This is a genomic window from Bacteroidota bacterium (assembly GCA_020402865.1).
In the GTDB taxonomy this organism is placed as follows: Bacteria; Bacteroidota; Bacteroidia; order Palsa-965; family Palsa-965.
The window spans coordinates 218,434-244,486 of record JADBYT010000010.1 but is presented as its reverse complement, the minus strand read 5'-3'; the positions used below and the strand labels follow the sequence as shown (position 1 = coordinate 244,486).

At 48.4% G+C, this 26,053-nt stretch carries 21 protein-coding genes; 10 read left to right on the top strand and 11 right to left on the bottom strand.

Annotation, left to right across the window (positions count from 1 at the left end; translation table 11 throughout):
• Nucleotides 1-345: 345 nt before the first annotated feature.
• From porU to IM638_09085, 4 genes are all read left to right on the top strand, one after another.
• The gene (porU, locus tag IM638_09100) at nt 346-4,245 is read left to right on the top strand and encodes a type IX secretion system sortase PorU (protein MCA6363184.1); all 3,900 of its coding nucleotides are present in this window, start codon (nt 346-348) and stop codon (nt 4,243-4,245) included.
• Nucleotides 4,246-4,301: 56 nt separating this feature from the next.
• Nucleotides 4,302-5,561, top strand: coding sequence for a type IX secretion system outer membrane channel protein PorV (porV, locus tag IM638_09095; GenBank protein ID MCA6363183.1), 1,260 nt, complete (start codon nt 4,302-4,304; stop codon nt 5,559-5,561).
• Nucleotides 5,562-5,769: 208 nt separating this feature from the next.
• A complete protein-coding gene (locus tag IM638_09090; protein MCA6363182.1) occupies nt 5,770-6,981 on the top strand; it encodes a PorV/PorQ family protein in 1,212 nt (403 codons plus the stop codon).
• Nucleotides 6,982-7,040: 59 nt separating this feature from the next.
• Nucleotides 7,041-7,526 (top strand): 2-C-methyl-D-erythritol 2,4-cyclodiphosphate synthase, encoded by a 486-nt coding sequence (locus tag IM638_09085; protein ID MCA6363181.1) that lies wholly within the window; start codon nt 7,041-7,043, stop codon nt 7,524-7,526.
• Here the strand turns inward: IM638_09085 and IM638_09080 are convergent.
• The 8 genes from IM638_09080 to IM638_09045 form a co-directional block, all read right to left on the bottom strand.
• Nucleotides 7,523-8,224: a DUF2490 domain-containing protein gene (locus tag IM638_09080; GenBank protein ID MCA6363180.1), complete on the bottom strand. Its 702-nt coding sequence runs from the start codon at nt 8,222-8,224 to the stop codon at nt 7,523-7,525. The genes IM638_09085 and IM638_09080 overlap by 4 nt on opposite strands.
• Entirely contained in the window at nt 8,221-9,024 is an 804-nt protein-coding gene (locus IM638_09075; GenBank protein ID MCA6363179.1) for a DUF4956 domain-containing protein, read from the bottom strand. The genes IM638_09080 and IM638_09075 overlap by 4 nt, the downstream gene beginning before the upstream one ends.
• Nucleotides 9,005-9,772: a polyphosphate polymerase domain-containing protein gene (locus IM638_09070; protein MCA6363178.1), complete on the bottom strand. Its 768-nt coding sequence runs from the start codon at nt 9,770-9,772 to the stop codon at nt 9,005-9,007. The genes IM638_09075 and IM638_09070 overlap by 20 nt, the downstream gene beginning before the upstream one ends.
• Nucleotides 9,773-9,776: 4 nt before the next feature.
• Complete coding sequence (locus IM638_09065; GenBank protein MCA6363177.1) at nt 9,777-10,370, bottom strand: hypothetical protein; 594 nt, start codon at nt 10,368-10,370, stop codon at nt 9,777-9,779.
• A gap of 3 nt (nt 10,371-10,373) precedes the next feature.
• Nucleotides 10,374-10,772 (bottom strand): hypothetical protein, encoded by a 399-nt coding sequence (locus IM638_09060; protein MCA6363176.1) that lies wholly within the window; start codon nt 10,770-10,772, stop codon nt 10,374-10,376.
• 84 nt (nt 10,773-10,856) lie between these two features.
• Entirely contained in the window at nt 10,857-12,404 is a 1,548-nt protein-coding gene (locus tag IM638_09055) for a CotH kinase family protein (protein MCA6363175.1), read from the bottom strand.
• A 3-nt stretch (nt 12,405-12,407) separates the two neighbouring features.
• Nucleotides 12,408-12,812 (bottom strand): hypothetical protein, encoded by a 405-nt coding sequence (locus IM638_09050; GenBank protein MCA6363174.1) that lies wholly within the window; start codon nt 12,810-12,812, stop codon nt 12,408-12,410.
• Nucleotides 12,813-12,885: 73 nt separating this feature from the next.
• On the bottom strand, nt 12,886-13,065 hold the full coding sequence (locus IM638_09045; protein MCA6363173.1) for a hypothetical protein: 180 nt from the start codon (nt 13,063-13,065) through the stop codon (nt 12,886-12,888).
• Nucleotides 13,066-13,466: 401 nt separating this feature from the next.
• On the opposite strand from IM638_09045, the gene IM638_09040 reads away from it, so the two are divergent.
• The 5 genes from IM638_09040 to IM638_09020 all read left to right on the top strand — a co-directional run bounded on the left by IM638_09040 (nt 13,467) and on the right by IM638_09020 (nt 19,201).
• A complete protein-coding gene (locus IM638_09040) occupies nt 13,467-15,401 on the top strand; it encodes a T9SS type A sorting domain-containing protein (protein ID MCA6363172.1) in 1,935 nt (644 codons plus the stop codon).
• A gap of 194 nt (nt 15,402-15,595) precedes the next feature.
• Nucleotides 15,596-15,847: a hypothetical protein gene (locus tag IM638_09035; GenBank protein MCA6363171.1), complete on the top strand. Its 252-nt coding sequence runs from the start codon at nt 15,596-15,598 to the stop codon at nt 15,845-15,847.
• A gap of 397 nt (nt 15,848-16,244) precedes the next feature.
• Nucleotides 16,245-16,739, top strand: a complete 495-nt coding sequence (locus IM638_09030; GenBank protein ID MCA6363170.1) for a cytidine deaminase — start codon at nt 16,245-16,247, stop codon at nt 16,737-16,739.
• 100 nt (nt 16,740-16,839) lie between these two features.
• Nucleotides 16,840-17,862, top strand: a complete 1,023-nt coding sequence (pdhA, locus tag IM638_09025; protein MCA6363169.1) for a pyruvate dehydrogenase (acetyl-transferring) E1 component subunit alpha — start codon at nt 16,840-16,842, stop codon at nt 17,860-17,862.
• A gap of 64 nt (nt 17,863-17,926) precedes the next feature.
• Nucleotides 17,927-19,201 carry a pyruvate dehydrogenase complex dihydrolipoamide acetyltransferase gene (locus IM638_09020; protein MCA6363168.1) on the top strand — a complete coding sequence of 425 codons (1,275 nt, stop codon included), beginning with the start codon at nt 17,927-17,929 and terminating at the stop codon, nt 19,199-19,201.
• A gap of 60 nt (nt 19,202-19,261) precedes the next feature.
• Here IM638_09020 and IM638_09015 read toward each other — a convergent pair whose 3' ends face one another.
• Nucleotides 19,262-19,732: an SRPBCC family protein gene (locus IM638_09015; protein ID MCA6363167.1), complete on the bottom strand. Its 471-nt coding sequence runs from the start codon at nt 19,730-19,732 to the stop codon at nt 19,262-19,264.
• Between the two features lie 47 nt (nt 19,733-19,779).
• On the opposite strand from IM638_09015, the gene recG reads away from it, so the two are divergent.
• On the top strand, nt 19,780-21,885 hold the full coding sequence (gene recG, locus IM638_09010) for an ATP-dependent DNA helicase RecG (protein ID MCA6363166.1): 2,106 nt from the start codon (nt 19,780-19,782) through the stop codon (nt 21,883-21,885).
• Between the two features lie 321 nt (nt 21,886-22,206).
• Here recG and IM638_09005 read toward each other — a convergent pair whose 3' ends face one another.
• Both IM638_09005 and IM638_09000 read right to left on the bottom strand, forming a co-directional pair.
• Entirely contained in the window at nt 22,207-25,335 is a 3,129-nt protein-coding gene (locus IM638_09005; GenBank protein ID MCA6363165.1) for a DUF2723 domain-containing protein, read from the bottom strand.
• Nucleotides 25,336-25,392: 57 nt separating this feature from the next.
• Nucleotides 25,393-26,052, bottom strand: a complete 660-nt coding sequence (locus IM638_09000) for a hypothetical protein (protein MCA6363164.1) — start codon at nt 26,050-26,052, stop codon at nt 25,393-25,395.
• Nucleotide 26,053 lies beyond the last annotated feature (1 nt).

The following is a 26,053-nucleotide window of genomic DNA, read 5'->3' as shown; positions in this document are numbered from 1 at the left end:
GAAGACGGGTTTTCGTTGAATTAATATGTTACGGATATAAGAAAAACAAGTTTCAAATATTCCCATTTTTGAAACCTGTAATACAATATCCGGGTGTTTGCCTGCGTTTTTTCGGCGATTTCTGGTCAACTCCGATACAACGTCTGAAAACAAATATATCAGATTTGTGCGGAGTTTTCAAAAAAACGCCACCGAATTGCAGAAAATTTCATTTCCGTTTTGGCAAGTTCGGCTGAAAAACACAAATCCACGAGTATTAAATCGTGGCTAATGCTCTTTAAGGCAAACCAAAGTATGGGCTATTTCGTTAATTTTGAAAAACCGGTATTGTACCGGGTCAGGCATATGAAAACAGTAATGAAATGTGGGGTGGCAGCAGTCATCGGACTGGCTTTATTGCCGTTCGGGCTTACTGCTCAGTCAGGAAATACGCGTCAGGTAAGGGCTGCGGTAACACAGCTCAACTGGGGCGCGCCGGTTACTTCGGAGCTTTCTGAAACCGAAAGCCGTACTTTTTTGTGGTTTAAGGAAGCTTCTTACGATGCTGAGCGGAATTACCTTCCTCTTTACGAGGAGCAACGTACGCTAGCCGCCGGCTCACGTTCGGCTACTGTACAGCTTGTGGATGCGGTGTATGCGCCGCTGAGTTTTGCCGAAGCCGCCGTACTTGGCACATCGGCAGCCACACTTGGCACTGAGGCGGAGGTAAATGTAAAAGTAGGCATCAGCCGCAGGCAGCCCATTGCTCATATTACCGTGCTGCCTCTGCGCCGCAATGCCAATACCAATGCGGCCGATAAACTCATCAGCTTTCGTCTTGTAGTGCAGGGAAGCACCGCCGGAAATCTTCGCTCGCCCTCCGCCCGTACCTATGCATCCAACTCGGTACTCGCCTCCGGCGACTGGCACCGCATCGGGGTTACCCAAACAGGTGTGTACAAGCTTAGTTATCAGTTTTTTGAGAGTATGGGTTATGACATGGCCACACTCGATCCGCGCACCATTCGTCTTTACGGGAATGGCCGCGGACAACTCTCGTTCAGCAATGCCGCTGCACACTACGACGATCTGAATGAATATGCCATTCAGGTGGTGGGTGAAAGTGACGGGGTTTTTGACAATACCGATTATGTGCTGTTTTACGGAACTTCACCGCATCGCTGGACGTATGATCAGCCCACGGGGCGCTTCCGCCATAATCTGCATAATTATTCTGATTCGGCATTTTATTTTATTACCACTGCTCCCGGTTCTGCCAAACGTATTCTTTCGCAACCTTCTTCGTCGCTCACACCTACGCATAACGTAACTTCTTTTACCGATTATGCCTATCACGAGCAGGATCTTGAAAACCTGATTAAATCGGGTCGCGAGTGGTATGGCGAGAAGTTTGACCTGCAGTCGCAGTATTCCTTCTCTTTTACGTTTCCCAATATCGACAACAGCGTACAGGCCTGGGTGTATTGCGATCTGGTTTCGCGCCTGGCTACACCGCACACGTATAATGTAACAGCCCAGTCGGGCACGGGTTTGCTTAATGTGCCCGCTGCAAACGTGTCGAGCTATTATGATACGTATGCGCTTTTCGGTCAGACACAGGTGTCGTTTGTTCCCACGTCACCATCCATCAACGTAACTGTAGCCCGTGGCAGTAATGCGGCCGGTGCGTTGGGCTGGCTCAATCAGATTGAACTGAATGTTCGCCGTCAGTTGCTTATGGCCGGCGGGCAAATGGCTTTTCGCGATCCGCTCAGTGCGGGAGCAGGAAACGTGGCGCGCTACACGTTGGGCAATGCCATTCCGCAGGTTGCAGTATGGGATGTAACTGCGCTTGGCGATGCTCGTTTGCAACAGGTTACGGTAAACGGCAACGTACATGAGTTTACGCTCCCTGCCGATTCAATACGTGAGTTTATTGCATTCGACGGGTCACAGTTTCTTACGGCCACTTACGTGGGTAAAGTAGCCAATCAGAACCTGCATGCGCAAACTGCGGTAGATTATGTGATCGTGGCGCATCCGATGTTTCTTGCACAGGCCAACGAACTCGGGCAGATGCACAATGCCATTGACGGGCTTACCTACACTGTAGTTACCCCGCAGCAGATTTACAACGAGTTTTCTTCCGGTGCGCAGGATATTACAGCTATTCGCGATTTTATCCGCATGTTGTACGACCGTGCCACCACACCCGAAGAAATGCCGAAATATGTGCTGCTGTTTGGCGACGGTTCGTATGATAACAAGTACAAGCTGCCGCAAAATACCAATATGATTCCCACATTTCAGAATGCAAACAGTGTAACACCTACCATTTCATATACCTCCGATGAGTTCTATGGACTTCTTGATGATTCGGGCGAGTGGGATGGTTTGAGTGATGTGGGTTATGTGGATGTGGGAATAGGCCGCTTTCCGGTACATACACTTGAACAGGCGGAAGCAGTAATGAATAAGATTCGCCGCTACATGGCCAACGATCCTGTTTCAACCATTACAGCTTGTGGCAACGGACAAGATTGCAGCAGCACCGGTGAGTGGAAAAACTGGATCTGCTTTATTGGCGATGATGAAGATTCGGGCGTGCACATGACGCAGGCCGATCAGCTTGCGACGATGGTGGATACGGCTTTTGACAACTTTAATATTGATAAAATTTATTTCGATGCTTTCCAGCAGGAGCAAACACCCGGCGGTGAACGTTATCCGGGCGTGGTGGAAGCAATTAACCGGCGCGTAGAACGCGGAGCGTTAATTCTCAACTATACCGGTCACGGCGGGGAAGTAGGGCTTGCGCACGAGCAGGCGGTGAATGTACCGCAGATTAATGGCTGGAAAAATCTTTGCAACCTGCCTTTGTTTGTAACGGCTACCTGCGAGTTCAGCCGTTTCGATGATCCTTCACGGACTTCGGCGGGCGAGTATGTGCTGCTCAATCCTGACGGCGGCGGCATTGGTTTGCTTACCACGGTTCGACTGGTGTATTCTTCGCCCAATTTTATTCTGAACAATAATTTCTACGAAGCCGTATTTGATACCATTAACGGTGAAATGCCCCGCATCGGCGATGTGTACCGCATTACCAAAGTGTCGAGCGGCAACAACACCAACAACCGCAATTTTACCTTGCTTGGTGATCCGGCACTGCGTTTACGTTATCCCAAAAACAAGGTGGTAACTACCGAAGTAAACAACCAGCCGCTCAATCCGGCCCAGCCCGATACGCTGCGTGCACTGAGCCGTGTAACCGTAAGTGGCTTTGTGGCTGATCAGGCGGGCAATAAGCTTACCGGCTACAACGGTGTGCTTTATCCTACCGTGTTTGATAAAACATCAACCATTACCACACTTGGCAATGATCCGCCGAACTCACCAATTACATTTAAGTTCGAGAAGAATATCATTTACCGTGGTAAAGTAAGCGTGGTAAACGGTGATTACACGTTCTCATTCGTGGTGCCGCGAGATATTGCATACCAGTTTGGCAAAGGCCGCATCAGTTATTATGCTTACAACGGGCAAACAGATGCAAGCGGTTACTGCGAAGATATTGTGATTGGCGGCACCAACCCGAATGCCCCCGCCGACAATGCCGGACCGCAGGTACGGTTGTTTATGAACGATACCAATTTTGCGTTTGGTGGCATTACAAATGCTTCGCCCACACTCCTTGCAATTGTGAGCGACAGTAACGGGATTAATACCGTAGGCAATGGAATCGGGCATGATATTGTGGCGGTAATTGATGAGCAAACCAGCAATGCCATTGTGCTGAACGATTATTACCAGGCCGACATGAACAGCTATCAGCGCGGCCGGATTCTTTACCCCTTGTCAAACCTAAGCGAAGGCCGCCATACACTCACGCTTAAAGTGTGGGACGTTTACAATAACTCCACCACTGTAACAACCGAGTTTACGGTGGTGAAAAATAATGGTCTGGAGCTTGCTCACGTGCTCAATTATCCGAATCCGTTTACCACACGTACCGAATTTTATTTCGAATCGAACCAGTGTTGTACCCAGTTTGATGTGATGGTTCAGGTGTTTACCGTGTCGGGGAAGCTGGTGAAAACCATAAACGAAACGGTTCAGAATGAGGGATATAGGTCGGCGCCGATAATTTGGGACGGAAAAGATGATTTCGGAGACAATATCGGCAGGGGTGTTTACGTTTACCGGATGGTAGTGCGTGGTGCGGACGGCCAGCGGGCGGAACAATACGAAAAGCTGGTCATTCTTTAAAAACGCACGGACAACCCATATTTTTCTAATTTTACGTCCCGTTTATACAACCAACAATGAAGTTTTCAGCAGTAAAAAGCGCTTTTTGGGCAGGAATGGCAGCCGTTGCAATGAGTCCCCTTGCGGCATCGGCGCAGAATTCGGGTATTACCGAAGATCAGTTGAATCAATTTCTCAGTGAAATCAACACCATAACCACGGCTGTTCCTTTTTTGATGATTACACCCGATTCCCGCGCAGGTGGTATGGGTGAAGTAGGTGTAGCCACCACACCTGATGTGAATTCAATTCACTGGAATGGCGCCAAGCTGGCTTTTGCTGACCGCAAAATGGGTTTGGGTATTTCATACACACCGTGGCTGCGTGCGCTGGTTCCTGATATTAACCTGGCCTACGTTTCATTTTACACCAAGCCCGATAAAAACCAGGCTTTCGGTGCATCAATGCGTTACTTCTCGATGGGTAATATCACATTCACCGACAACGTGGGTAATGTGATCGGACAGTTTAAGCCCAACGAATTTGCGTTCGACTTTGCGTATTCGCGTAAACTGAGTCAGCGTTTTTCGGCCTCAATGGCTGCCCGTCTTATTCGTTCAAACCTCACCAACGGAATCAATGTAAATGGCCAGGATACCCGTCCGGGTACTGCATTTGCGGTTGACCTGAGTGGCTATTACTACAATGACGATATTAAAATAAGCGGAAAGAAAAGCACGGTTATGGCGGGTATGGCCATTACCAACGTAGGTAATAAAATTTCGTATTCTACTTCGGTAAACCGTGATTTCATTCCCATCAATATGCGTCTGGGTGCAGGTATGCTTATCAATGCCGATGATTACAACCAGATTTCATTTGCATTGGAGGTGAACAAACTGCTTGTACCCACACCGCCCATTTATGCGCTCGATTCGCAAGGAAGTCCTATTCCGCTTCCCGGTGGCGGCGGTTATCAGATTCTGGCAGGTAAAGACCCAAACCGCTCCGTACCGGAAGGGATGTTTGGTTCGTTCAACGATGCGCCGGGCGGGTTTAAAGAAGAAATGCGCGAGTTCAATATCTCAGCCGGTTTTGAATACTGGTATGATAAACAGTTTGCTGTACGTACCGGTTATTTCTTCGAGCATCCTACCAAAGGCAACCGTCAGTATATTTCTCTTGGTGCCGGCATTCACTATAATGTATTCGGACTTGATTTTGCCTATCTGATTCCGACCAACAACCAGCGCAGCCCGCTTCAGAACACACTGCGTTTCACCCTCACATTCGATTTTGAAGGATTCAAGTCGCAGGAAGGCGGAAGCGATAAATAGTGGTTTTTCATGCATTCACACACAAAAGCCCGGGTAAGTTATCCGGGCTTTTGTACGTTTAAATGCGACTGTGCAGATCGCTGACAGGTCAACTTTATTGATTTGTTTGAAACATATTATTTGTTTGTCTAGAAAAGTAAAAAAGAAGATAATATTTACAGGGAATTTACGTCTCAGTGTTTGATTTTAATAGCTAATCGGGAAAAACATGAGAGCAGCGCACTACGCTTTTTTGATACTGTTATTTACTAGTATTGCCTGGCGGTTAAATGGTCAAGACCTCAATACTTTTTCTTATTGGCCGGTAGCCAATCCGTTTTTGAATTTACCGCCTGATGCACGTGGTGGTGGAATGGCTCAGGTAGGAACAGCCACACCGGCAGATGCGGCTTCGTCTTATTGGAATGCAGCTAAACTTGCCTTTATTGAGGGACAAGCAGGAGCCCAGTTTACATTTCTGCCGGTAAACAGAAGCATTTTCCCTGATCAGCATATTATGGCAGGTTCGGCTTTTGTGCGTTTAGCACCAGTATTGACGATTGGTGTTGCGCACAGGCGTTTTTCGGGTGGAGAATTTACGTATATGAATATATCCGGGCTACCCATCGGTACATTTAACCCAATTGAAGCGGCTACAGAGTTGTCAGCCGGAGGAAAAATCAGTGAGCGTGTTGCTATTGGGGCAACAGCGCGGCTTATCCGTTGGAATTATTTGCTGCCTTTGTCGGGCAATGAAAAGGATAACTCATTTGGAATAGATGCCGGTGTATTGTATAGAGGCCCGGAGCATATTCATAGTTTTGGGAAAACACGTTTTTCTGCAGGTCTTTCGGTTTGTAATCTTGGGCCGGTTGCTTTTGAGAATACGAATTTTTATCCGGCAGTAAGTCCGGCCAATTTGCGGGCGGGCATAAGCTATAAAACAGATCATAAAAGTGATAAACATACTATTATGCTGGCTATGGATATACAAAAGTTACTGGTTCCGTCGCCTCCGGTTTATGCAATAGATTCAACAGGGTCGCCACTCCCTTTGCCCGGGGGGAGTTTTGTAATTTCCGATGGGAAAGACCCATATCGCTCGTGGGTTCAAAGTATTTTCGGGTCATTTAACGATTCGCCTGATGGGTTTAAGGGCGAGTTGAGAGAGATTGCAATTGGTGCAGGGGCTGAGTATTGGTACAACAAACGTTTGGCGGCACGTGTGGGGTATTTCCATTACCGTCCGGCAGGGGCTAAATGGCAATATATTTCTTTTGGTGCAGGATTCAGGTATCGGTTTGTTGAGGCAAATGCAGCATATATTCTGCCGGTTTCAAATCAAACACGGCCCAGCAACACCTATCAATTTTCGCTCAATCTGTTATTGGATAATATTGAACTGAAGACCGGGAAAAAGAAAGTGAGTTCAGGAAATTAACTTGAGCAATGGTAAGCGCACGAAAAGCCAGTTTGGCTGTTTCGGAGTATCTTTACTGAATGAGTCTCAATATACGCGTAGGATTTGGCTTTGATGTACATCAGCTAAAAGCAGGCCGCGAGCTTTGGCTGGGTGGTGTAAAAATTGACCATGAAAAAGGTGCCGACGGGCATTCGGATGCCGATGTGCTGCTGCACGCCATTTGCGATGCCCTGCTTGGCGCCGCCGCCCTTCGCGACATCGGTTTTCATTTCCCCAACACCGATCCCAACTACAAAAACGCGGATAGTAAACTACTGCTGCGTGATGTAGTGAAGCTGCTGCACGAACGCGGCTGGAAAGTGGGAAATGTGGACGCCACGCTAAGCATGGAGCGCCCCAAAATCAATCCGCACATTCCGCGCATGGTGGAAACGCTGGCACCTATTCTTGGGGTGGAGCAGGACTGCGTATCAATTAAAGCCACTACTAACGAAACGCTTGGTTATGTGGGGCGGGAAGACGGAGTGAATGCGTATGCGGTTGCGTTGATTGTGAAAGCCTAATCGAGTGAAATCGAATATTCCAGCCCGATTACATGCAGTGTTTCGGGATCAATTACATTCCATTCTTTCTGAAGCAGGTAATACACGCCAAACGTACTGTTTTTCGTAACCTGTAAATCAACGCCGCCTGTAAACCGGGATCGGTCGAATCCGTTGTGATAAGGAATACGCGGATTCTGAAGCTGGAAACGGATTTCGGTAGCGAGATAGGGTGAAACGATGTCGTTTACTTTGTAGGAGGCTTTGAACAGGTTGCGCCAGTATATTTCAGGTACGCGGCCATACTCTTTGCCGTAGCCGGCTCCGCGCCATTCGTATTGCAGGCGGGCGCGATAGACGTAGGTGAAACGTCCGGGGCGGAGCTTTACAATAAGATCGCCATAAAAGCGGTTACGTAAACCGAATGTGTTGTCCTCCTTGTAACGGGCAATAAAACGATACACACCTGCTACGCGTACATATTTGTTGAGTTTGTAGGTGGCGCCAATATTGGTGTAGAGCTGATTAATGCGTGTGAGGTTGTCCTGCAGGCGCAATTCCTGATCAAAATTGAGCGTGAGTTTTTTGGTCAGGTCGTAGTTAATACTGAAGGTGTTCCAGCTGCGCAGGTCGTTATGTTGTGCAACGGCAGGAATAACAGCCAAGCCGCAAATGGCCAGCAGCAGGAAGAAGTGTTTTTGGAGTATCGGCTTTCTCATACTTCCTGATTCCTGTTTTCGTAGTAATAGATTTTCACCACAGCGGTATCACGCAGAAAATCAACGCGGCCAATGCTCACTTTATGAATATTGAGACCCGTACGCTTTTTCAGATCTTCAATTAGTGCAACGTGATTGTCGGGCTTGATGAGTTCGATGTTTTCATACTGAACCGTTTTTACAAATTCGGTTTTCATCAATATGTTGCCATCAAGCAGGAAAGCGGCAAGAAGAATAGAGGAGTTTACAATTATAATTTCCAGCACATTGCCTTTGTTTACCGAACTGATAAGGCCCAGCGCAATTACGGTAAAAAGGTAAGTCATGTCTCGCGCCGAAATATCTTCGGTGCGGTAACGCAGCAGCGAGAATACGGCAAACAAACCAAACGCAGCCCCGGTAGAGAAACTGGTTTTGGTGTTGAGCAGGAAGGTGATCACGAAAATGGTGATGTTGAACATAAAAAACGTGAAGAAGTAGTCGCGCTTTTTATACACCGGGTAGTAGATCAGCCGGATGAGAATAAACATCGAAAGGATATTCACCAGCATGCGGGTGAAGAAGGTAATGTCGAAACGATCCAGTCCGAAGCTGAAAAAAGCGGCTTCTTCTTCTTTGTCTTTTTTCTTCTTTTTCTCTTTAGAGTCTTTTGTTTCCTGCTCATTATCTGTAGTGCTGTCGGCACTCAGAAACAAACCATTTTCGCCAACAGGTGGTGTGGTTTGGGCGTATGATTGTGCGGGGAAAGCAGCAAAGAGAAGCAGAACAGGAAAGAGCCAGTTAAGCAGCGTTCGGGTCATTGGTGGTTATTTTGTTGAGTGTGATGAGTCCTTCTTTGAAGTTGTTTTTACGGATATTCTCGTTCAGTTCGGCAACCGCAATGCAGTATTTACTCATGCCGCCCTGTCTGATACGCTGTTCTTTAAGGAGCTTTACAAAAGCGGTATCAGTAGCTTTTGATTGTTTTGCTTCAACAATTACGAGCGTGTCAAATTTCCGGCTGCCGTTTTCATCCTTCACTTCCATATCAAGATCAATGGTAAGTCGTTCTTCGGCAAATCGGTTTACGAGGGTAATGCGGGTGTAGTTAACCCAGAGTTTAGGTTCAAGTTCACCGGGCTGCATGCCCGCTGTTTCGTGCAGCAGGCCACTGGCTTTAGGGTCAATGCGGCCCGGTTCGGCGGCGGTTTTTACGCGGTTTTTGAGTGTACGGCCTTTGTTGTTCTTGTGCTTGATTTCAAAAAACTGAAGGTCAGATTCCACGTATCGGCGCATACGTATTTTGTAGCGGTTGGTTTTGCCGTTGTGATGCTGCGTAAACAGTTTATACTCCGGAGTATCGAAGTAGAGTGTTTCGTAGCGGCTCATTCGTGTGCCCGAAACTTCAAGGCTTCGGTAATCGTTTTTTACTTTCTCAAGCAGCTCAGGCAGCCTGCTGATGTGAAAAATGAATTTCTGATCGGTACGATCCATCAGCTTCACGCTGTCCATTTCGGCCAGTGTAATAGTCTCAAAACTATTGAGCAGATCACGTACTTTATCGAGCATACGCTTAATACGTATAAGTGTATTTTACATGCTTCTGAAGTACATCGCCGGGGCCATATACTTTCTTGTCGGTTTTCAATCCTTTTGCATCGTAGGTGTACACAATCTTTCGGGTTACTTTCCCGGCCGCATCATACGTGGTTTCGGTAAGCCGGTCGCCACGTGCATTATAGGTGTAAAGCTCTTTTTTTAGTACAGCACCTTTTTCATTGTACCAGATCTCTTCGGTTTTATCACCGTTTGTATTGTACTTGGAGGTGGTGTGTTTGTATTTGGCATCCTCGTTATCGTCGTCGTTCTTTTTTTGGATGTTTACATCCTGCGACAATTCTTCTACCTTATCCTTACCCACATATTTTGCAGCTTCTTTGCGGCGCACCGATCCATCGCGGTTGTAGGTAATATTCTCAATGGTATTCCCATCTTTATCGAATTTTTTTACTTCCGAGCGGTAATTGGCTGTTTCTTTTCCACCTTCATAAATAATGGTGGTTTCAGTTACGCCTTTTATTTTGTAAAGACGAATGTCCTTTTTCGACTGAGCGGTGGCGGTCAGCGTGAATAAACAGGCAAGTAAGAGGGATGTGATCAGGCGCATGGTTTATCGGATAACGGTAATGATTCCGGCGTCGGCTTCCTGTTTGCGGTCTGTCACTTCAACAGTAGCAATTACTGCCCGTGTGCCGGAAAGTGCCGAGCAATCGTCGGAGTATGCATATACTTTGTATGTGCCTTTTCGCAGGTAGCGAAACATGAATGTACCATCGGGTCCGGTACGCACACGATCGCCGTAACTGGCTTCGTCGCCATAAATAATATACACATCTTCGTCAGCGGCAAAGTACTCGCCATTAAGTGTGGTGCAATTATTTGTATAATCCTGCGCTTTGAGTTTACCAATAATGGTAGCTCTGCCTCCGGCGCCCGGGCCGTTTGAGCAGGCGTTAAGCAGTAACAGCGCCACGCCGGCTAAAGGCAGGGCAAAACGGGTAAATTTCATAGGTGTGTTGGTTACTAATTCTATGCCAAGATAATAATTTGGGAACGTTATGGGGCCGAAAATTTAACATATTGATTACCGGCACTATTGGTGAATTAGTCGGTAAACAAACTGGTTTCCTTCGGCATCATTTAGTTTTAGCAGATAAAGCCCGGCGGGAAGTTCGTGAAGGGAAATCTGCATTTGTGTGGTGCCGGCTGCCGGCTGCCAGTTGCCGCAGAACTGTCCGTTGCTGTTGTAAAGCTCAATACGCGTATCATTCCCAAAGCCTGCCGAGTAGTCAAGCGTAATCTGTTCGCCAGCCGGGTTTGGATAAAGGCGCAAGGCTGCCACTTCGGGTGTTTGTACTGAAAGCGGATCACAGTAAACCCCCTGCTGCTGCAACTGTACCCGGACCTGGGTGGTGCGCATGGCAATAAATGAACGTACGCCAGGGTATGTTTGTGTATATGGCCCCCAGATCGGGTCGTTAATTGTTACCGTGGTGGTATTATATACATTCTGGTCAAATTCTGCTACGGTAAAAAATGCGTTGGTATCGTTAAGCACTGCCGGACGAATACGGTTATAGGTCGAGTCGATCCAGGGGCCGAGATACGTGGTGTTGAACACCGTCTCCAGCAGGTCGCAGGCATGCAGCAGGTAATGTTTACGAAGTGTATCATCATTCATAACGGCCAGCACCAGCGGTTTGGGTTCGTCGAAGGGGCTGTTGTAGCTGATGATAAGGCTTTGCGATCTGTCTGAAAGGGCAAGGTTGTAATCCCACGGAATCCAGTTGAATTTATTGTTGTCGGGATCGTTATACAGATTGAAGTTCCGGCCATGGTTGTAGTATGAATCCCAGTTAAGCAGCAATACATCGGCCGCAAGCACGCGCATATAGTTTTCAGCTTCGAGCACCGCATTCAGCGAGTCGCGGTTGGGGAAATTATTCACCACATTCACAAACCGGATAAAGTCGGAATAATCGGGTGTGGCTGTGTTGGTTTTGAGCTCAAATTCATCTGAATAAGCCTGCCAGTTTGGGCCTTGCCAGTCGAGGTTGGTATTGTTAATGCATTCGTAATGGTTGCCATTGTCCGACGAGTAGTTGCGGTCGAAAAAGGTTTTATCCATTTCTTCCACCATTACATACAACCCCCAATACACGTTATTAATATATAGTCGGGTATAAGAAGCACGCGGCGCCACAATACCTGCATCGCGCATAATTTTGTAGCTTATTGCATCGCGCATCATCGACGGATCTTCGAAGCAGTTCTGGAGATTTATTTTCTTCTCACCGTCATGCTTTTGTCCTCTTACATATTCATTCATTGAAAGTTTGAGTGGCTTTTTCACGCTGGTGCCGGCGCCCCAGTTGGAGAAAAACCCTTTCTGTCGAAGTCCTACCGAGTCGTAATTTGTGCCATCAATCACAGCCGAAGCAAGCATGTAGGTTTTGGGCCATACACCGGCAAGCGAGCTGTCGTAATACATGGTTAACGAATCCCAGAAATTCGGCTGATTCATGGTAAGCCGGATTTCGTGTACATAAGTTTCATCAAAAAGATTGTTTCCTGCCACAGATGTCTGAGCAGTGCTGCGAAGGCTGGCCATGAAAAGCAAGCCAAGTAAGATTTGTTTCATAAATCAGATGGTTCGGGCGGTAATTTGTGTTGAGCTGGCCTGGATGGAGAGGGAGATAACAGTCCATACATACAAGCCTTCATGCTGAGCGGGCTTCCATGCGGTACTGTGAAGAATAAGGTCGTAAATATGTTGCTGAAGGGCCGGAGGCAGTGTGCTCCGATCAAAAATTACTTTTACCACCGTACCTGAGCAATTGAGCTGAAGCTGTACAATGGCCATGCAGTTTTTACCGGGAAGCAGTGTACTGTCAGTATTTGTATTCAGGTAGTTGCCAATATCGCCCTTGAAGCGGGCCGCTGTTTCCGGGCGCTTTACAGTTATTGTCCGGCACGAATCTTCTGTTTGCGCGGCATGCAAACGGGCACAGAAGCTAATCCCGCTAATCAAGAGTAATATTGTAATCATTCGCTGCATAATGTAAAGATAACATTAGCAAGGTGTAAAATGTGCCGTTTTTGCAGCTGGTAATTTTTAGGGATTATCTGGCAAACTGAATTTCCGGAATCAGTGCACAATCAGTTGGCTGCCGGTTGTTCTTTGGCTGATTTGCAGAGGATAAAGTAAATGCTGGCGGTTGTTTTTTCATGCGCAGAGCCAGCGCTGCCGCAAAAATCAATAAAGTGTCAGACAGGTTGAGATGCGGGTTTGAGCCAATCATTTTCGGCTATTCCGGAAATTGAAGTGCATATAGATTTTTGTCCGGTTGAATGATCAGTGTGGTTGCTCCGGGTTGAATTTCCGGAATACTTGCTGAATAGCTGCAAGGGTAGAAGGTGAAGCTGCAGTATAATTTGGAATAAGTTACAGAAACAGGGTGCGGAGATTTATACAACTACAGATAATGCGGGCTTCCTGAATCAGATTTCACAAAAAAAGATGCTGCTAAAACAGCAGTACTGATTTTGGGAGGGTAATATGCAGTAATCTGATTCTTAATGTAACGCATACCGCAGATTTATAGTAATTTCAAACTGATCAATACCGATATGTTCAGCTGGTAATACAAATTAATCTATGAAGGCAATTCAGTTTTTGTATTTAAACATCGGACTGTTTTTCATGAGCACTGTTGTTCATGCGCAGGTTTCAAATAATCCGCTCAATCAGGTCAGAACAGAAGACGACTGGTCACTTCCGGCCTGGGTGATAAAGTCTGACAATGCCGGATTGTACGATGTACCCAGTGTGCCTGATGCGTATTCTGTGTTGCTTACGTGGCGTATGCTCAATCCGGCCGACAGTGTGTATGACTGGACGCTGCTTGATACTGTAATGACGTTGAATGTGCCGGTTTTTATACGCATCTGGGCATCAGATACCATGCACTGCCCTCTGTGGCTTCGTGCCAAGCATCCCAATATTCCTATCATGCATAACGATGGCGGCACAAATACTGCAACGTATTATGACTTGTTTGGAATAAGTCCGTCGAATTTTTATGCTATGTGGGATACCAACTTCACGGCAGAGTTTAAGCGTTTTCTGCTGGCATTCAAAGCGAGAAACTATCTTGCCAACCCCAATGTAAAGTTCATGTATGTGCCCGGAGGCTGGCGGTACAACGAATGGAATCTCGGCGAAATGGTTGACGAAATTAATGCCAACGCACCCATCAGCCCGGCAAATTTTATAGTGTGGTTTCAGCAGCACCTTGATGATTATGCGGATGCATCAAACGGGTATCCGCATAAAATGATGTTCACCGGGTTTGGCAAAATTGAGAATCCGGCGCTTTATGGCACAAATGCAAACTGGTTTTTTGCTGCAAACGATACCGCACAAGGAAACAACATACTTACAAGTTATGCAGTGTCTATAGGAATGAGTGTGCGTGAAGGAGCGCAGGAATATTTCAATACAAGTTCAGATATGTTTGCGTGGGGCGCTCCGTCTGAGGCAATCAACAACATCAGCTATCAGTATATCAATGAAAGCCATCCGCTGCATTCAGATTCATTGCGCAGGATCGGTACTGAGAATGAAGGCTTTTGCGATCCGCTGATGTTGCAGGGGGGAGTATGTTCATATTATCATATCAAAATGAGTACACTCAAAGCGTTGCAACTTCGTGTAAACTGGCTCAATTCGCGCGATAATCTTGTGGCCTACGATACCAGCCTGTTTGCCTATGCACGCAAAACAATGAACAAAAACGTGCATAATTCGCCTGATGTATGGGTCGCATTGAGGCAGGTGCATGATCCTTTTTTCAGTGCCATACCTCCAAATCCTGTTTACAATTCGCCGCTCTGGGTGCACAGGGTTACATTGCCTTTCAGAAACTGGGAGAAATGGTTGTATCAGCGCGAGGTGGCTCCCGATGGTATGGTAGTTCCTGTGTATCAGCTTTCGTCAAGTACAGTTTTTGATTATTATAATTTCTACGCCTTTGAAGCGCTTAGAACCGACAGGGTAAACGGGTCGGATTATATTTATTTTGATGTGGATTCAGGTTTTATTTCAGGAGGAGTAAATGATGTGCAGCTGAAAATTACCTATCTCGATAATTTCAGCGGCACTTGGTGGGTGGAGTATGATGATTCAGGAGTACAACCATACAAGCCGTCGCAGCCAATTGTAAACCAGAATGATAATTCGTGGAAAACGGTTACACTCAGTTTTCCGGATGCCGGATTTTTCGGAAGACAAAACGGAGGCATGGATTTCAGGATTTACAACGGGGGCAACAGCGATATTCAGGTGCGTTTTGTGAGGCTGGTAAAGAACAACGATCCGCTATCGGTTTCATCAACAGAAGCTGGCTTCGGTCCGCTGAATCTGGTGCCGAATCCGGCCGCGTCACAGGTACGTATCCAGACTGAAAAGGAAATAGAACAGATTGAAGTGTTTGATCTGCTCGGTAATGTGGTGTTGAGTGTACGCACAGGTGCGCATGAGCTGAACATAGAAGGTCTGGCACAGGGAATGTATTTTGTATCTGTTCGTTTTCGTAACGAACCGCATGTTCACACCTGTAAGTTGCTGAAGGAATAACGGTAGCGGTTTCGGTGCTGTTTATATATCTTTACCAGTAAATACAACGCCTATGCGCACCTTTCAGGTAACCACTACCGTTACCGGATACGCTTCTGATGCAGGGCTTCCGGCCGGAAATATAATGTAGCCTGTGCATGTCTGGTAATTGAATTATCAAGGTTTTTGTTAACTTTATAGGAAATACACACATTATGACTTCTGCACAACTGAGAGCGCAAATTGCACAGTATGTTCATCAGGTTGATGAGGAGTACCTGACTGTACTTAAAGTTATTCTTGAAGACAGGCTTAAAGTAAAAAAAGCGGGTGCCGGTTTTTTTACGAAAGAGGAAGAAAACGAACTTGAGAGACGTGAGGGGGAGTATCTGAAAGGTAACATGCCATCTGATACGCTTGAAGTTGTAAATGAACGGGTATTGAAATACATCAGAAGGAGTCGTTAGCCGTTTTTCTTTTTTTGAATAATCGTGACCTGTATTTTGAAAACCCATCCATGCGTTCAAAAAAAGTCACTAAAGTTATTCTACTGGAGTCGGCCGAAATTGATTTTCAGTTATTTGCCGAATATTATGAAACACAACAACCTGGGCTTGGAGAACGATTTATTATCGAATTCACAAACCAGCTGGAGTATGTAAAGCAGTTTCCGTCTTCTTTATCAATACAAGTTCAAAAGATTCAGGGTTGCACATCTTCCTGTATTTCCATGTATAATTGTTTACAAAGTGATTCATGCTTCAATAGTCGTACATGCAGTTATGCATAATCGTCAGAATCCGCTTCGGCTTCTGAAAATGAAGTAGCTTTCTTTCTCTATCTTTACCAGTAAATACAACGCCTATGCGCACCTTTCAGGTAACCACTACCGTTACCGAATACGCTTCTGATGCCGAGCTTCCGGCCGCCGACCTTGAACTGCTCAATGCTGCACGGGCCATTTCAAAAGATGCCTGGGCGCCATACTCGCAGTTTTACGTAGGCGCGGCGTTGCGTCTGGCCAATGGCGAAATTGTTACCGGGAACAATCAGGAAAATGTGGCTTATCCATCCGGCCTCTGTGCCGAGCGCGTGGCCATTTTCTCGGCGGGGGCGCTTCACCCCGACGAGCCTGTGACCACCATTGCCGTGAGCTGCCGCTCAAGCCAGTTTGAGGTAAACAAGCCCATGTCGCCCTGCGGCGCCTGCAGGCAGGCCATGGCCGAGTACGAAACCCGCTGGAATCAGCCCATCCGCGTTATTCTGGCCGGGCAGCAAGGCGCTGTACACGTGGTTAACAGCATCCGCGACCTGCTCCCGCTCATGTTTGAGGCCGGCGAACTGCGCAAAGACCGCTAACCCTCGCTTCACTGCTTTTTAATGCCGCCCGGCAGCCACCATTCTGCCAAATGCCATTTTCCGTTATCTTTGTCAACCTTGTACTAAAACAGCGCTACTGATGGCGACCAAAACAAAGAAACAAGCGGCCGGAGCTGCCCAATTTGACAAAGCAACTTACCTCACCTGGTACGAATCGATGCTGCTTATGCGCCGGTTTGAAGAAAAATGCGGTGAACTTTATATCCAGCAGAAAATCCGCGGCTTCTGCCACCTTTACATTGGGCAGGAAGCACTGGTAGCCGGTGCCGAATCGGCCATTACCAAAGACGACCGCATGATTACGGCTTACCGCGATCATGCGCACCCCATCGGCCGCGGCCTGCATCCCAAATACATCCTCGCAGAGCTTTACGGTAAAATTACCGGCTGCTCAAAAGGCAAAGGCGGCTCCATGCACCTGTTCTCCAAAGAATTCAATTTCTACGGCGGACATGGCATTGTAGGCGGACAAATTCCCCTCGGCGCGGGCATTGCCTTTGCCGATATGTACAACAATAACGGCCGCGTTACGCTCACCTACATGGGCGACGGAGCCGTGCGTCAGGGCGCGCTGCATGAAGCGTTTAACATGGCCATGTTGTGGAAGATTCCCGTAATCTTCATTATCGAAAACAACAACTACGCCATGGGTACGTCGGTTGAGCGTACCAGCAACGTTACCGACCTTTACACCCTCGGCGAATCATACGACATGCCTTCGTGGGCGGTTGACGGCATGAGCTGCGAAGCCGTACACGAAGCCATTGCCAAAGCAGCCGAGCATTGCCGCGCCGGAAAAGGCCCCGTGCTGCTCGAAATGAAAACATACCGTTACCGTGGTCATTCCATGTCTGATCCCGCCAAGTACCGCACAAAGGAAGAACTGGAAGAGTACAAGCGCCAGGATCCGATTGAGCGTGTAATTACCACACTCCGCGAAAATGGCTGGATCGACGATAAAGGCATTGAAGACATGGAAGCCAAAGTGGAAGCCATTGTAAACGAATCAGTGAAGTTTGCCGAAGAGTCGGATTTCCCGGCCGTGGAAGAACTTTACAAAGACGTGTACATGCAGGCCGATTATCCCTATATCATGGATTAATCTTCCGCGTTCACACAATCATCTACAAATTACCCGAATACAACGCACTCAAGCATAATACCAAATGGCAGAAGTAGTTCGAATGCCCAAACTCAGCGATACCATGACCGATGGTGTGGTAGCGTCGTGGAACAAGAAAGTAGGAGATACCGTGAAACGCGGCGATTTGCTGGCCGAAATTGAAACCGACAAGGCCACTATGGAGTTCGAGTCGTTTTACAATGGCACGCTCTTGCACATTGGTGTGGAAAAAGGGCAGGGTGCTCCGGTTGATGCCATTTTGGCTATTATCGGTGCTCCGGGCGAAGATATTTCGGCCTTGCTTACCGCTGCTCCCGCAGCGCCCAAAGCAGAGGCACCTAAAGCCGAAGCTCCCAAGGCCGAAGCACCGCAGCCTGTGGCCGAAGTGAAAGCGGCTCCCGTTACTGCGGCTCCCGTGGTTCAGGTGGCAGTTGCTGCCGCTTCTGAAAATGGTGATGCCCGCGTGAAAGCTTCGCCGCTGGCCAAGAAAATGGCTGCCGAAAAAGGCATCGACCTCCAGCAGGTAAAAGGCTCGGGCGATTACGGCCGCGTGGTAAAACGCGATGTGGAACAGTGGCATCCTTCCATGGTGCCGCCCGCCGCACAATTCCTCGCTGCACCGGTTGTGGCCGGACAGGAAAGCTACACGGAAGAGCCTGTGTCGCAAATGCGCAAAACCATTGCCCGCCGTCTGGCCGAAAGCAAATTCAGTGCGCCGCACTTCTACCTCACCATGGAAATAGACATGGAAGAGGCCACCAAAGCCCGCGAGGCAATCAATGCCGTGTCGCCGGTAAAAGTGTCGTTCAACGATATCGTAATCCGCGCCGTAGCGGCTTCGTTGCGAAAGCATCCCAAAGTAAACAGCTCCTGGCTGGGCGATAAAATCCGCTACAACCAGCACGTACACATCGGTGTAGCTGTGGCTGTGGAAGATGGCCTGCTGGTTCCTGTGGTGCGTTTTGCCGATCAGAAATCACTCTCGCAAATTGCTTCTGAAGTGAAAACCGCTGCGCAGAAAGCAAAAGACAAAAAGCTTCAGCCTGCCGATTGGGAAGGAAATACTTTTACCATTTCCAACCTCGGCATGTTTGGTATCGAAGAATTTACCGCCATCATCAATCCGCCCGATGCGTGCATCCTCGCAGTAGGTGGCATCAAAGATACACCTGTGGTGAAAAACGGACAGGTTGTTCCGGGTAAAGTAATGAAAGTAACTCTCTCCTGCGATCACCGCGTGGTGGATGGTGCAAGCGGTTCGGCTTTCCTGCAGTCGCTTAAAGCTATGCTCGAAAATCCGGTGACCATTCTCGTATAAATCATTACAATAATCACACAAAACAGGCTTCGGATTTTCCGAAGCCTGTTTTGTTTTTTGTTATTCTCCCGGCTTTTCTGCAACTGCTTCTGCCATTTTTTTTAATTCTTCATTTCGGGTGAGCAAGAGTCGGGTCATGTATTTTTTCAGGAAGAGATATTCTGCAATTTTCCCCGCAAAACCAAGCGGCGCTGCGCATTCAAATACATCGCGCATGATTGTGCCTGTTCCGCCGGCTTCAAAGTAGTGATGATGTTTCAGTGATTTGAAAGGCCCTTTTACCTGTTCATCGCAAAAGTAATTTGGCACTTGCATAGCTGTAATTGCAATGGTCATGTGCTGTGTAAAACCGAAATGGCGAGCTTCCCAGGTCACAGTATCGTTTAGTTTAAGCAGGCCTGAAGTGCGGCCGGCAATGGCTTTTTCCGACGTGTGGGAAAGCGAGGAAAGATGTGCATCCACACTGCGCGAGAGGTTGAAACAGGTTTCGGCAGGTGCATGTATGTGCGTGATTAATTCAATGTGTATCACGCCATGAAGATAACTCAACTGCAGAAACTCTTTGTATTTTCGCAACAGTGGATAACAGTTTTCTCGACAATCCGGTTGAGTATTTAAAAGGCGTGGGACCCGAAAGGGCCAAGCTGCTTAAATCAGAACTCAGCATTGCCAGCTATGGCGATTTGCTGCGCTGGTATCCTTACCGTTATGTGGACCGCACACGGTTTTACCGCACCAACGAGATTAATGCTGATTTGCCTTACGTGCAGTTGCGCGGTCAAATTCTGCATGCCGAAATTGTGGGGCAGAAGCAGGGCCGTCGGTTGGTGGCACATCTTACGGATGCACATGGATCAGTGGAACTGGTGTGGTTTCAGGGATTGAAGTGGCTCGACGGGAAGTACAAGCCGGGGAAAGAATACATTGTGTTTGGAAAGCCTTCGGTGTACAATGGCCGCATCAATATTGCGCACCCCGAAGTGGAAGAGGTGAGTGAAGAGTTGCTGAAGCGTGCAAGTGCCCTGCAGCCCATGTATTCGTCAACTGAGAAAACTAAAATGAAAGGGCTGGATTCAAAAGGAATTTTGAAACTGCTCAAAGTACTGGTGCCTCAGATTGCGGGTAAAATTCCTGAAATTCTGCCCGCTTCGCTGCTTGAAAAGTACAAGCTGCCCGGCCGCGAGGAGGCGCTGCGTGAAATACATTTTCCGACTGATTTAAAAAAGCTCGAACGTGCGCAGAAGCGGATCAAGTTTGAAGAATTTCTCTTCATCCAAATCAAGCTGCTGCGGGTGCGGCATTTGCGGCAGGATAATGTGCAGGGGCATGTGTTTAACCGCGTGGGCGACATGTTCAATACGTTTTTTGAACAGCACCTGCCGTTTCCGCTTACCAATGCGCAGAAACGTGTAATACGAGAAATACGCGGCGATATGGGCAGCGGTAAGCAGATGAACCGTTTGCTGCAGGGCGATGTGGGCAGCGGTAAAACTGTGGTGGCGCTCATGTGTATGCTGCTCGCAAACGACAATGGCTTTCAGGCCTGCCTCATGGCTCCCACTGAAATTCTCGCGCAGCAGCATTTTCTCACACTCACACAACTTACAGGCGATATGCCGGTGCAGATAGGCTTGCTCACCGGCAGCACCAAAACGGCCGCACGAAGGCAGTTACACGCCGCTCTGCGCGCCGGCGAAATGCACATACTCGTAGGCACGCATGCGCTCATTGAAGACGAAGTGCAGTTTGCCAACCTCGGCCTTGTGGTCATCGACGAGCAGCATCGCTTTGGGGTGGAGCAGCGTTCCAAACTCTGGCGTAAAAATGTGCACCCTCCGCATATTCTGGTTATGACAGCCACGCCTATTCCGCGTACGCTGGCCATGACACTCTACGGCGATCTTGATACATCAGTAATCGACGAATTGCCTGCAGGCCGAAAACCCATTCGCACACTGCATTTTTACGACTCGGCACGCGAACGGTTGTTTGGATTTATGCGCGAGGAAATAGCCAAAGGCCGTCAGATTTATGTAGTTTATCCGCTCATTCAGGAGTCGGAAAAGATGGACTATAAAGACCTGATGGATGGCTACGAAAGCATTTCGCGCGCATTTCCGCTGCCCGAATTCCGCGTAAGCATTGTGCATGGAAAAATGAAACCGGCCGACAAGGATTTCGAGATGCAGCGTTTTGTGCGTGGCGAAACGCAGATCATGGTGGCCACTACGGTAATTGAAGTAGGCGTAAATGTGCCCAACGCGTCGGTGATGGTGATTGAAAGTGCCGAGCGTTTTGGCCTTTCGCAGCTGCATCAGTTGCGTGGCCGTGTGGGCCGTGGTGCAGAGCAATCGTGGTGCATACTCATGAGCGGCCCCAAGCTGGGCAAAGAATCGAAACTACGCATGGACACGATGGTGCGCACCAACGATGGTTTCGAAATTGCCGAAGTGGACCTTCAGCTTCGCGGCCCCGGTGATCTTGAAGGCACCCGCCAGAGCGGCACACTCGGCCTGCGTCTCGCCGACTTAACCAAAGACGGCCCCATCCTCCAGCATGCCCGCATAGCAGCCTCCGAAATTCTCGAAGCCGACCCGCAGCTTGCTTCACCCGCCAATCATCCCCTTCGCGATGAACTCAACCGCGAGCACAACGACTCCGTAAACTGGAGCAAAATCTCCTGAGGAAATATCCCGCAAGCCCCACTCCTGGCGCGATGCTCGCACCACAGCAGATCCCCGTAATGGCGCGATGCTCGCGCCATAGTACAGTGCCATAGTACAGCGCCATAGTACAGTGCCATAGTACAGCGCCATAGTACAGCGCCATAGTACCGCGCCATAGTACAGCGCCATAGTACAGCGCCATAGTACAGTGCCATAGTACACCGCCAAAGTACAGCACCAAAGTACAGCGCTATAGTAAAAACTCCACAATACAGCCGCCAACATAATCCGTCGCCCCCCCCAAAAAAAACATCCTACCCCAAACACACACAAAAAAAACTACCTCAACGAATCCAAACTATCCTTATCCCGCAAACTATCTACTCCCGGCGTCATCTCCTGCGGTAACCCAAGCTCCACATACGGCGCAGCCGTAGTGTAAATTTCATCGGCCAGTTTTTCGTTGCCCGCAAGCAGCGCAAGCTCGTATAATTTCTGCAACGTAGCCTGCTGCTCATAACGATCATAAGGCGGGATGTGCATAAACGAATACCAGCGCAAACTTTCTACGGCGTGCGTGAGCGAAATACGTGTCATTTTTTCAGCCAGCGCATCGTTGCCGCTTGCAAACGCCACAGCAGTAAGGGCAGTCCAGTATTCATCGGGCGGGGTTTGTGTGTGCGGAATTTCTTCTATGCATTGTGCAATAAGTTGAGCGGCCTGTTCCGGTTTGTTTTCACGCATCAGCACCTCGGCAGCCACGGCACACATGCTGCGCATGGGAGAGCAAAACATGCGTTCCACGGTTTCGTCGGCATACACGCGTTCGTTTTTCAAACCGCCCCAGCCAAACTTCTGTTGAAACAGTGTAAATGTTTTTGAAGTGGCACAGGCCGGATCAGTCGTCAGGTTGCGGTCGGCGTCGGGATGAAAGAAAGGAGTGAGGCGCCACGCCAGCCCTTCGGCTTGCAGATAGTCGTTCAATCCGCTGTAGGCCGAACCGGGCATGCCGGGTGCAAAGTACACCGGCCGCTCCCAGTTGTGATGCGCAAGAATGTCAAGCACCACAAGCTGGTCTTTCATCATGTAGCTGTTTGAGAATGACCACACAATAGTATCGTGTGCCGCCTGCATTTCTGATGTGCTGAGGCCGGCCTGCTTTGCATACGCAGTTTTGTTTACAGGCAGGTAGGCCGCCTGAGCCGGAATGATGCTGCTTGTGTCGCCGTAACTGTCAATGCGAAATTCGCCTTTACGTGTGCTGGTGGCGTAGGCAATAATGCTGTCGGCCCGCATGGGAAGTATGGTGCGCGGATCAATATTTACGTAATCGCGCTTGCCTTGTTTGTAGTGGTGGTGCTGCATGCTGATAGGCAGCGGCGCCGAAGTATATTGCCGGCGTTTCATCTGGTCGATGTACCAGTCGTTTTGCAGCAGCGAGAGGCACACTACCCGCACATCGCGTCGTATGCCAAGCACTTCCTGCGCAAACCAGAGCGTAAATGTGTCGTTGTCGGCATACGTAATTAATATCGCATTCTCAGCGCACGATTCGAGCAGGTTGATGGCAAAATCGCGCGCTGCGGTGCGTCCCGATCGGTTATGATCGTCGTAATTCTGTTGCAGCAAAATTACCGGCGAAAGCATCGATACAACTAATGTAACGCTTAATGCAGCCGGAATTTTTTTCAGCATTGTGTGTATCCATTCGAACAACGGAAACACACCAAGCCCGATCCAGAATGCCCAGGCATAAAAAGAACCCACAAACGCATAGTCACGTTCGCGCGGCTGCCACGGCGTCATGTTCAGATAAACTGCAATGGCAAGTCCGGTAAACAAAAACAGCAGCAGTGTGATAAATCCATCGCGGGAGGAAACTTTGAAATGCCAAACAATACCCAGCAAGCCCAGCAGCAGCGGAATGTAGAAATAGAAATTTGACGCTTTGTTATTTCGCTGCGCCTGCGGCATAAAGTGTTGGCCTTTGCGCACGTCATCTTTGCGCATACTCCAGCGCACATTGCCTTCGGCATCATTACCACTGCTGGCGTGGTCGTTTTGTCGGCCCACAAAATTCCACATGAAATAGCGCGTGTACATCCAGCCAATCTGCTGTCCCCAGAAGTATTTCATGTTTTGTCCCTGAGACGGAATTTTCACATACTCGCCGCCATTGCCGGTTAAACTTACATCTGCACTGTCTGCAGGTTCACCCGTAAAACTTTTGTACGCCTGGGCGTGTCCGGAGCTCCACATACGCGGGAAAAACATGCTGGCGCGGTCGTCGTAGTTGGCTACCGCTGCTTTTCCGCTGAAACTGATGATATATTTCCCTGTGCGTTCATCGCGCGCATAAACAGGATTTGCGTCAACCCACGGCTTTTCCGCATCAAGCGGAGTGGCGTAGGTGCGTCCGTAAAGCAGCGGCCAGTCGCCGTATTGCTCGCGGTTGAGGTACGAAAGCAGGCTTACGGCATTGGAGGTGTTGCCTTCGTTAATTGGCGGTGAAGCCTGCGCGCGGATAATGAGAATAAAGAAACTCGAATAGCCGATGAGCAGCGTAGTAAGTGCAAGCAACGAAGTGTTAAGCACCCTGTATCTGCGCAGCTGTGTAAAAAGGATGCCACCTGCAAGCAAAACAGTAAGCAGTGCAAAATAAAAAATGGTGCCACTGTTGAACGGTAAGTTCAGCTCATTCACAAAAAACAATTCTGTTTTTCCGCACAAGTTCACCACACCCGGAATCAGCACATTCTGAATCCCCCCCAGCAGCAGCAGTGAGGCACTTCCCGCCAGCAGCAGACCAAGTCGTGTAACATGGGTGTAGGTTCTGAAATACCAGATAAATACCAGCGCCGGAATACAAAGCAGGTTAAGCAGATGCACGCCAACCGAAAGGCCGATCATGTAAGCAATAAACACCAACCAGCGATCAGCGCCGGGTTCGCCGGCCACTGCTTCCCAGCGCAGCATGCCCCACACCACAATAGCCGTAAACAGCGACGAAAGCGCATACACTTCACCCTCCACTGCCGAGAACCAGAACGTATCGGTAAATGCAAACGAGAGTGCCCCAATTGCGCCCGCCAGCAGCGGCAGGTATTGTAGCAGCGGAGTTTGATAACGGTCTGCGCGTTTACCGGCCGCTTTGCGGGCAAGTGCTGCAATGCTCAGATACAAAAAGAATATAGTAAATGCACTGGCCAGCGCCGAAAGCAGATTGATGAGTAATGCCACATGCCCGGTATTGCCGAATGAAAGCAAACCCGCAAGGCGTCCAAGTAGCAGAAACAGCGGCGCTCCGGGCGGATGCCCCACTTCAATGCCCCATGCACAGGCAATGTATTCACCGCAATCCCAGAAACTGGCTGTGTCTTCTACCGTGCGTGCGTAAACAATAAAAGCAATCAGAAATACAATCCAGGCCGTAAACCGGTGCAGTCGCTGGTGAGGGTAAACTGTCATTGACATGCACAAATATACTCAGTATGGCAGGTGCGCTGATAAGTGTGTGGGTTGTGTTTACAGAAATATTAAGAGGAGGATAATTCCAAATAGCAAAACAGGCAGCATCATACAGGCAAAGGAAATCCAGAATGTACGCCGGACTAACAGGTAATTGTCAGGGCTGTAGGTGCCTTCGGGTGCATTGCGGAGCCGGGCATAGGCAACCCACAGCAGAATAAGTGAAATAAATGCGAAAAAAGGGCCTATGCCGCTCAGTACCAAAGTAGCCAAGCCGATTATCATAAATGTATTTGCTGTTTCAAGCGGAGGCACAATGGGTAAGCCTTCGGGATCTTTATTGTATTTAAGCAGGTGTTTGATGCGTTGTTTGGGACTTAATTCATTTCCCTGCTCTTCCTCTACAATAAATGTATCGGGCACGTGCGCTGATTCACGTATTGATACCTGATTGTATGTGGTAGAATTTGCAGGTGTTTCGGGTGATGCTGTTTCGGATGTGTTTTCTGTGTGACTGGTTGGCTTAACAGGCGAAGCGTCGTCCAGCGAATCGGCATTTTTAGCTGAAACGGTGCGATTATGTTCGCGAATAAGTGAATGGCGCTCAATATAAAATCCATCACGGTAACGACGTTTCTGAATGCTGCAGGATTGAACAAACGTAACAAGGAGAAGAAGGTAAAAGAAGGGGAGACGAAAAGTAAACAGGCGTATCATT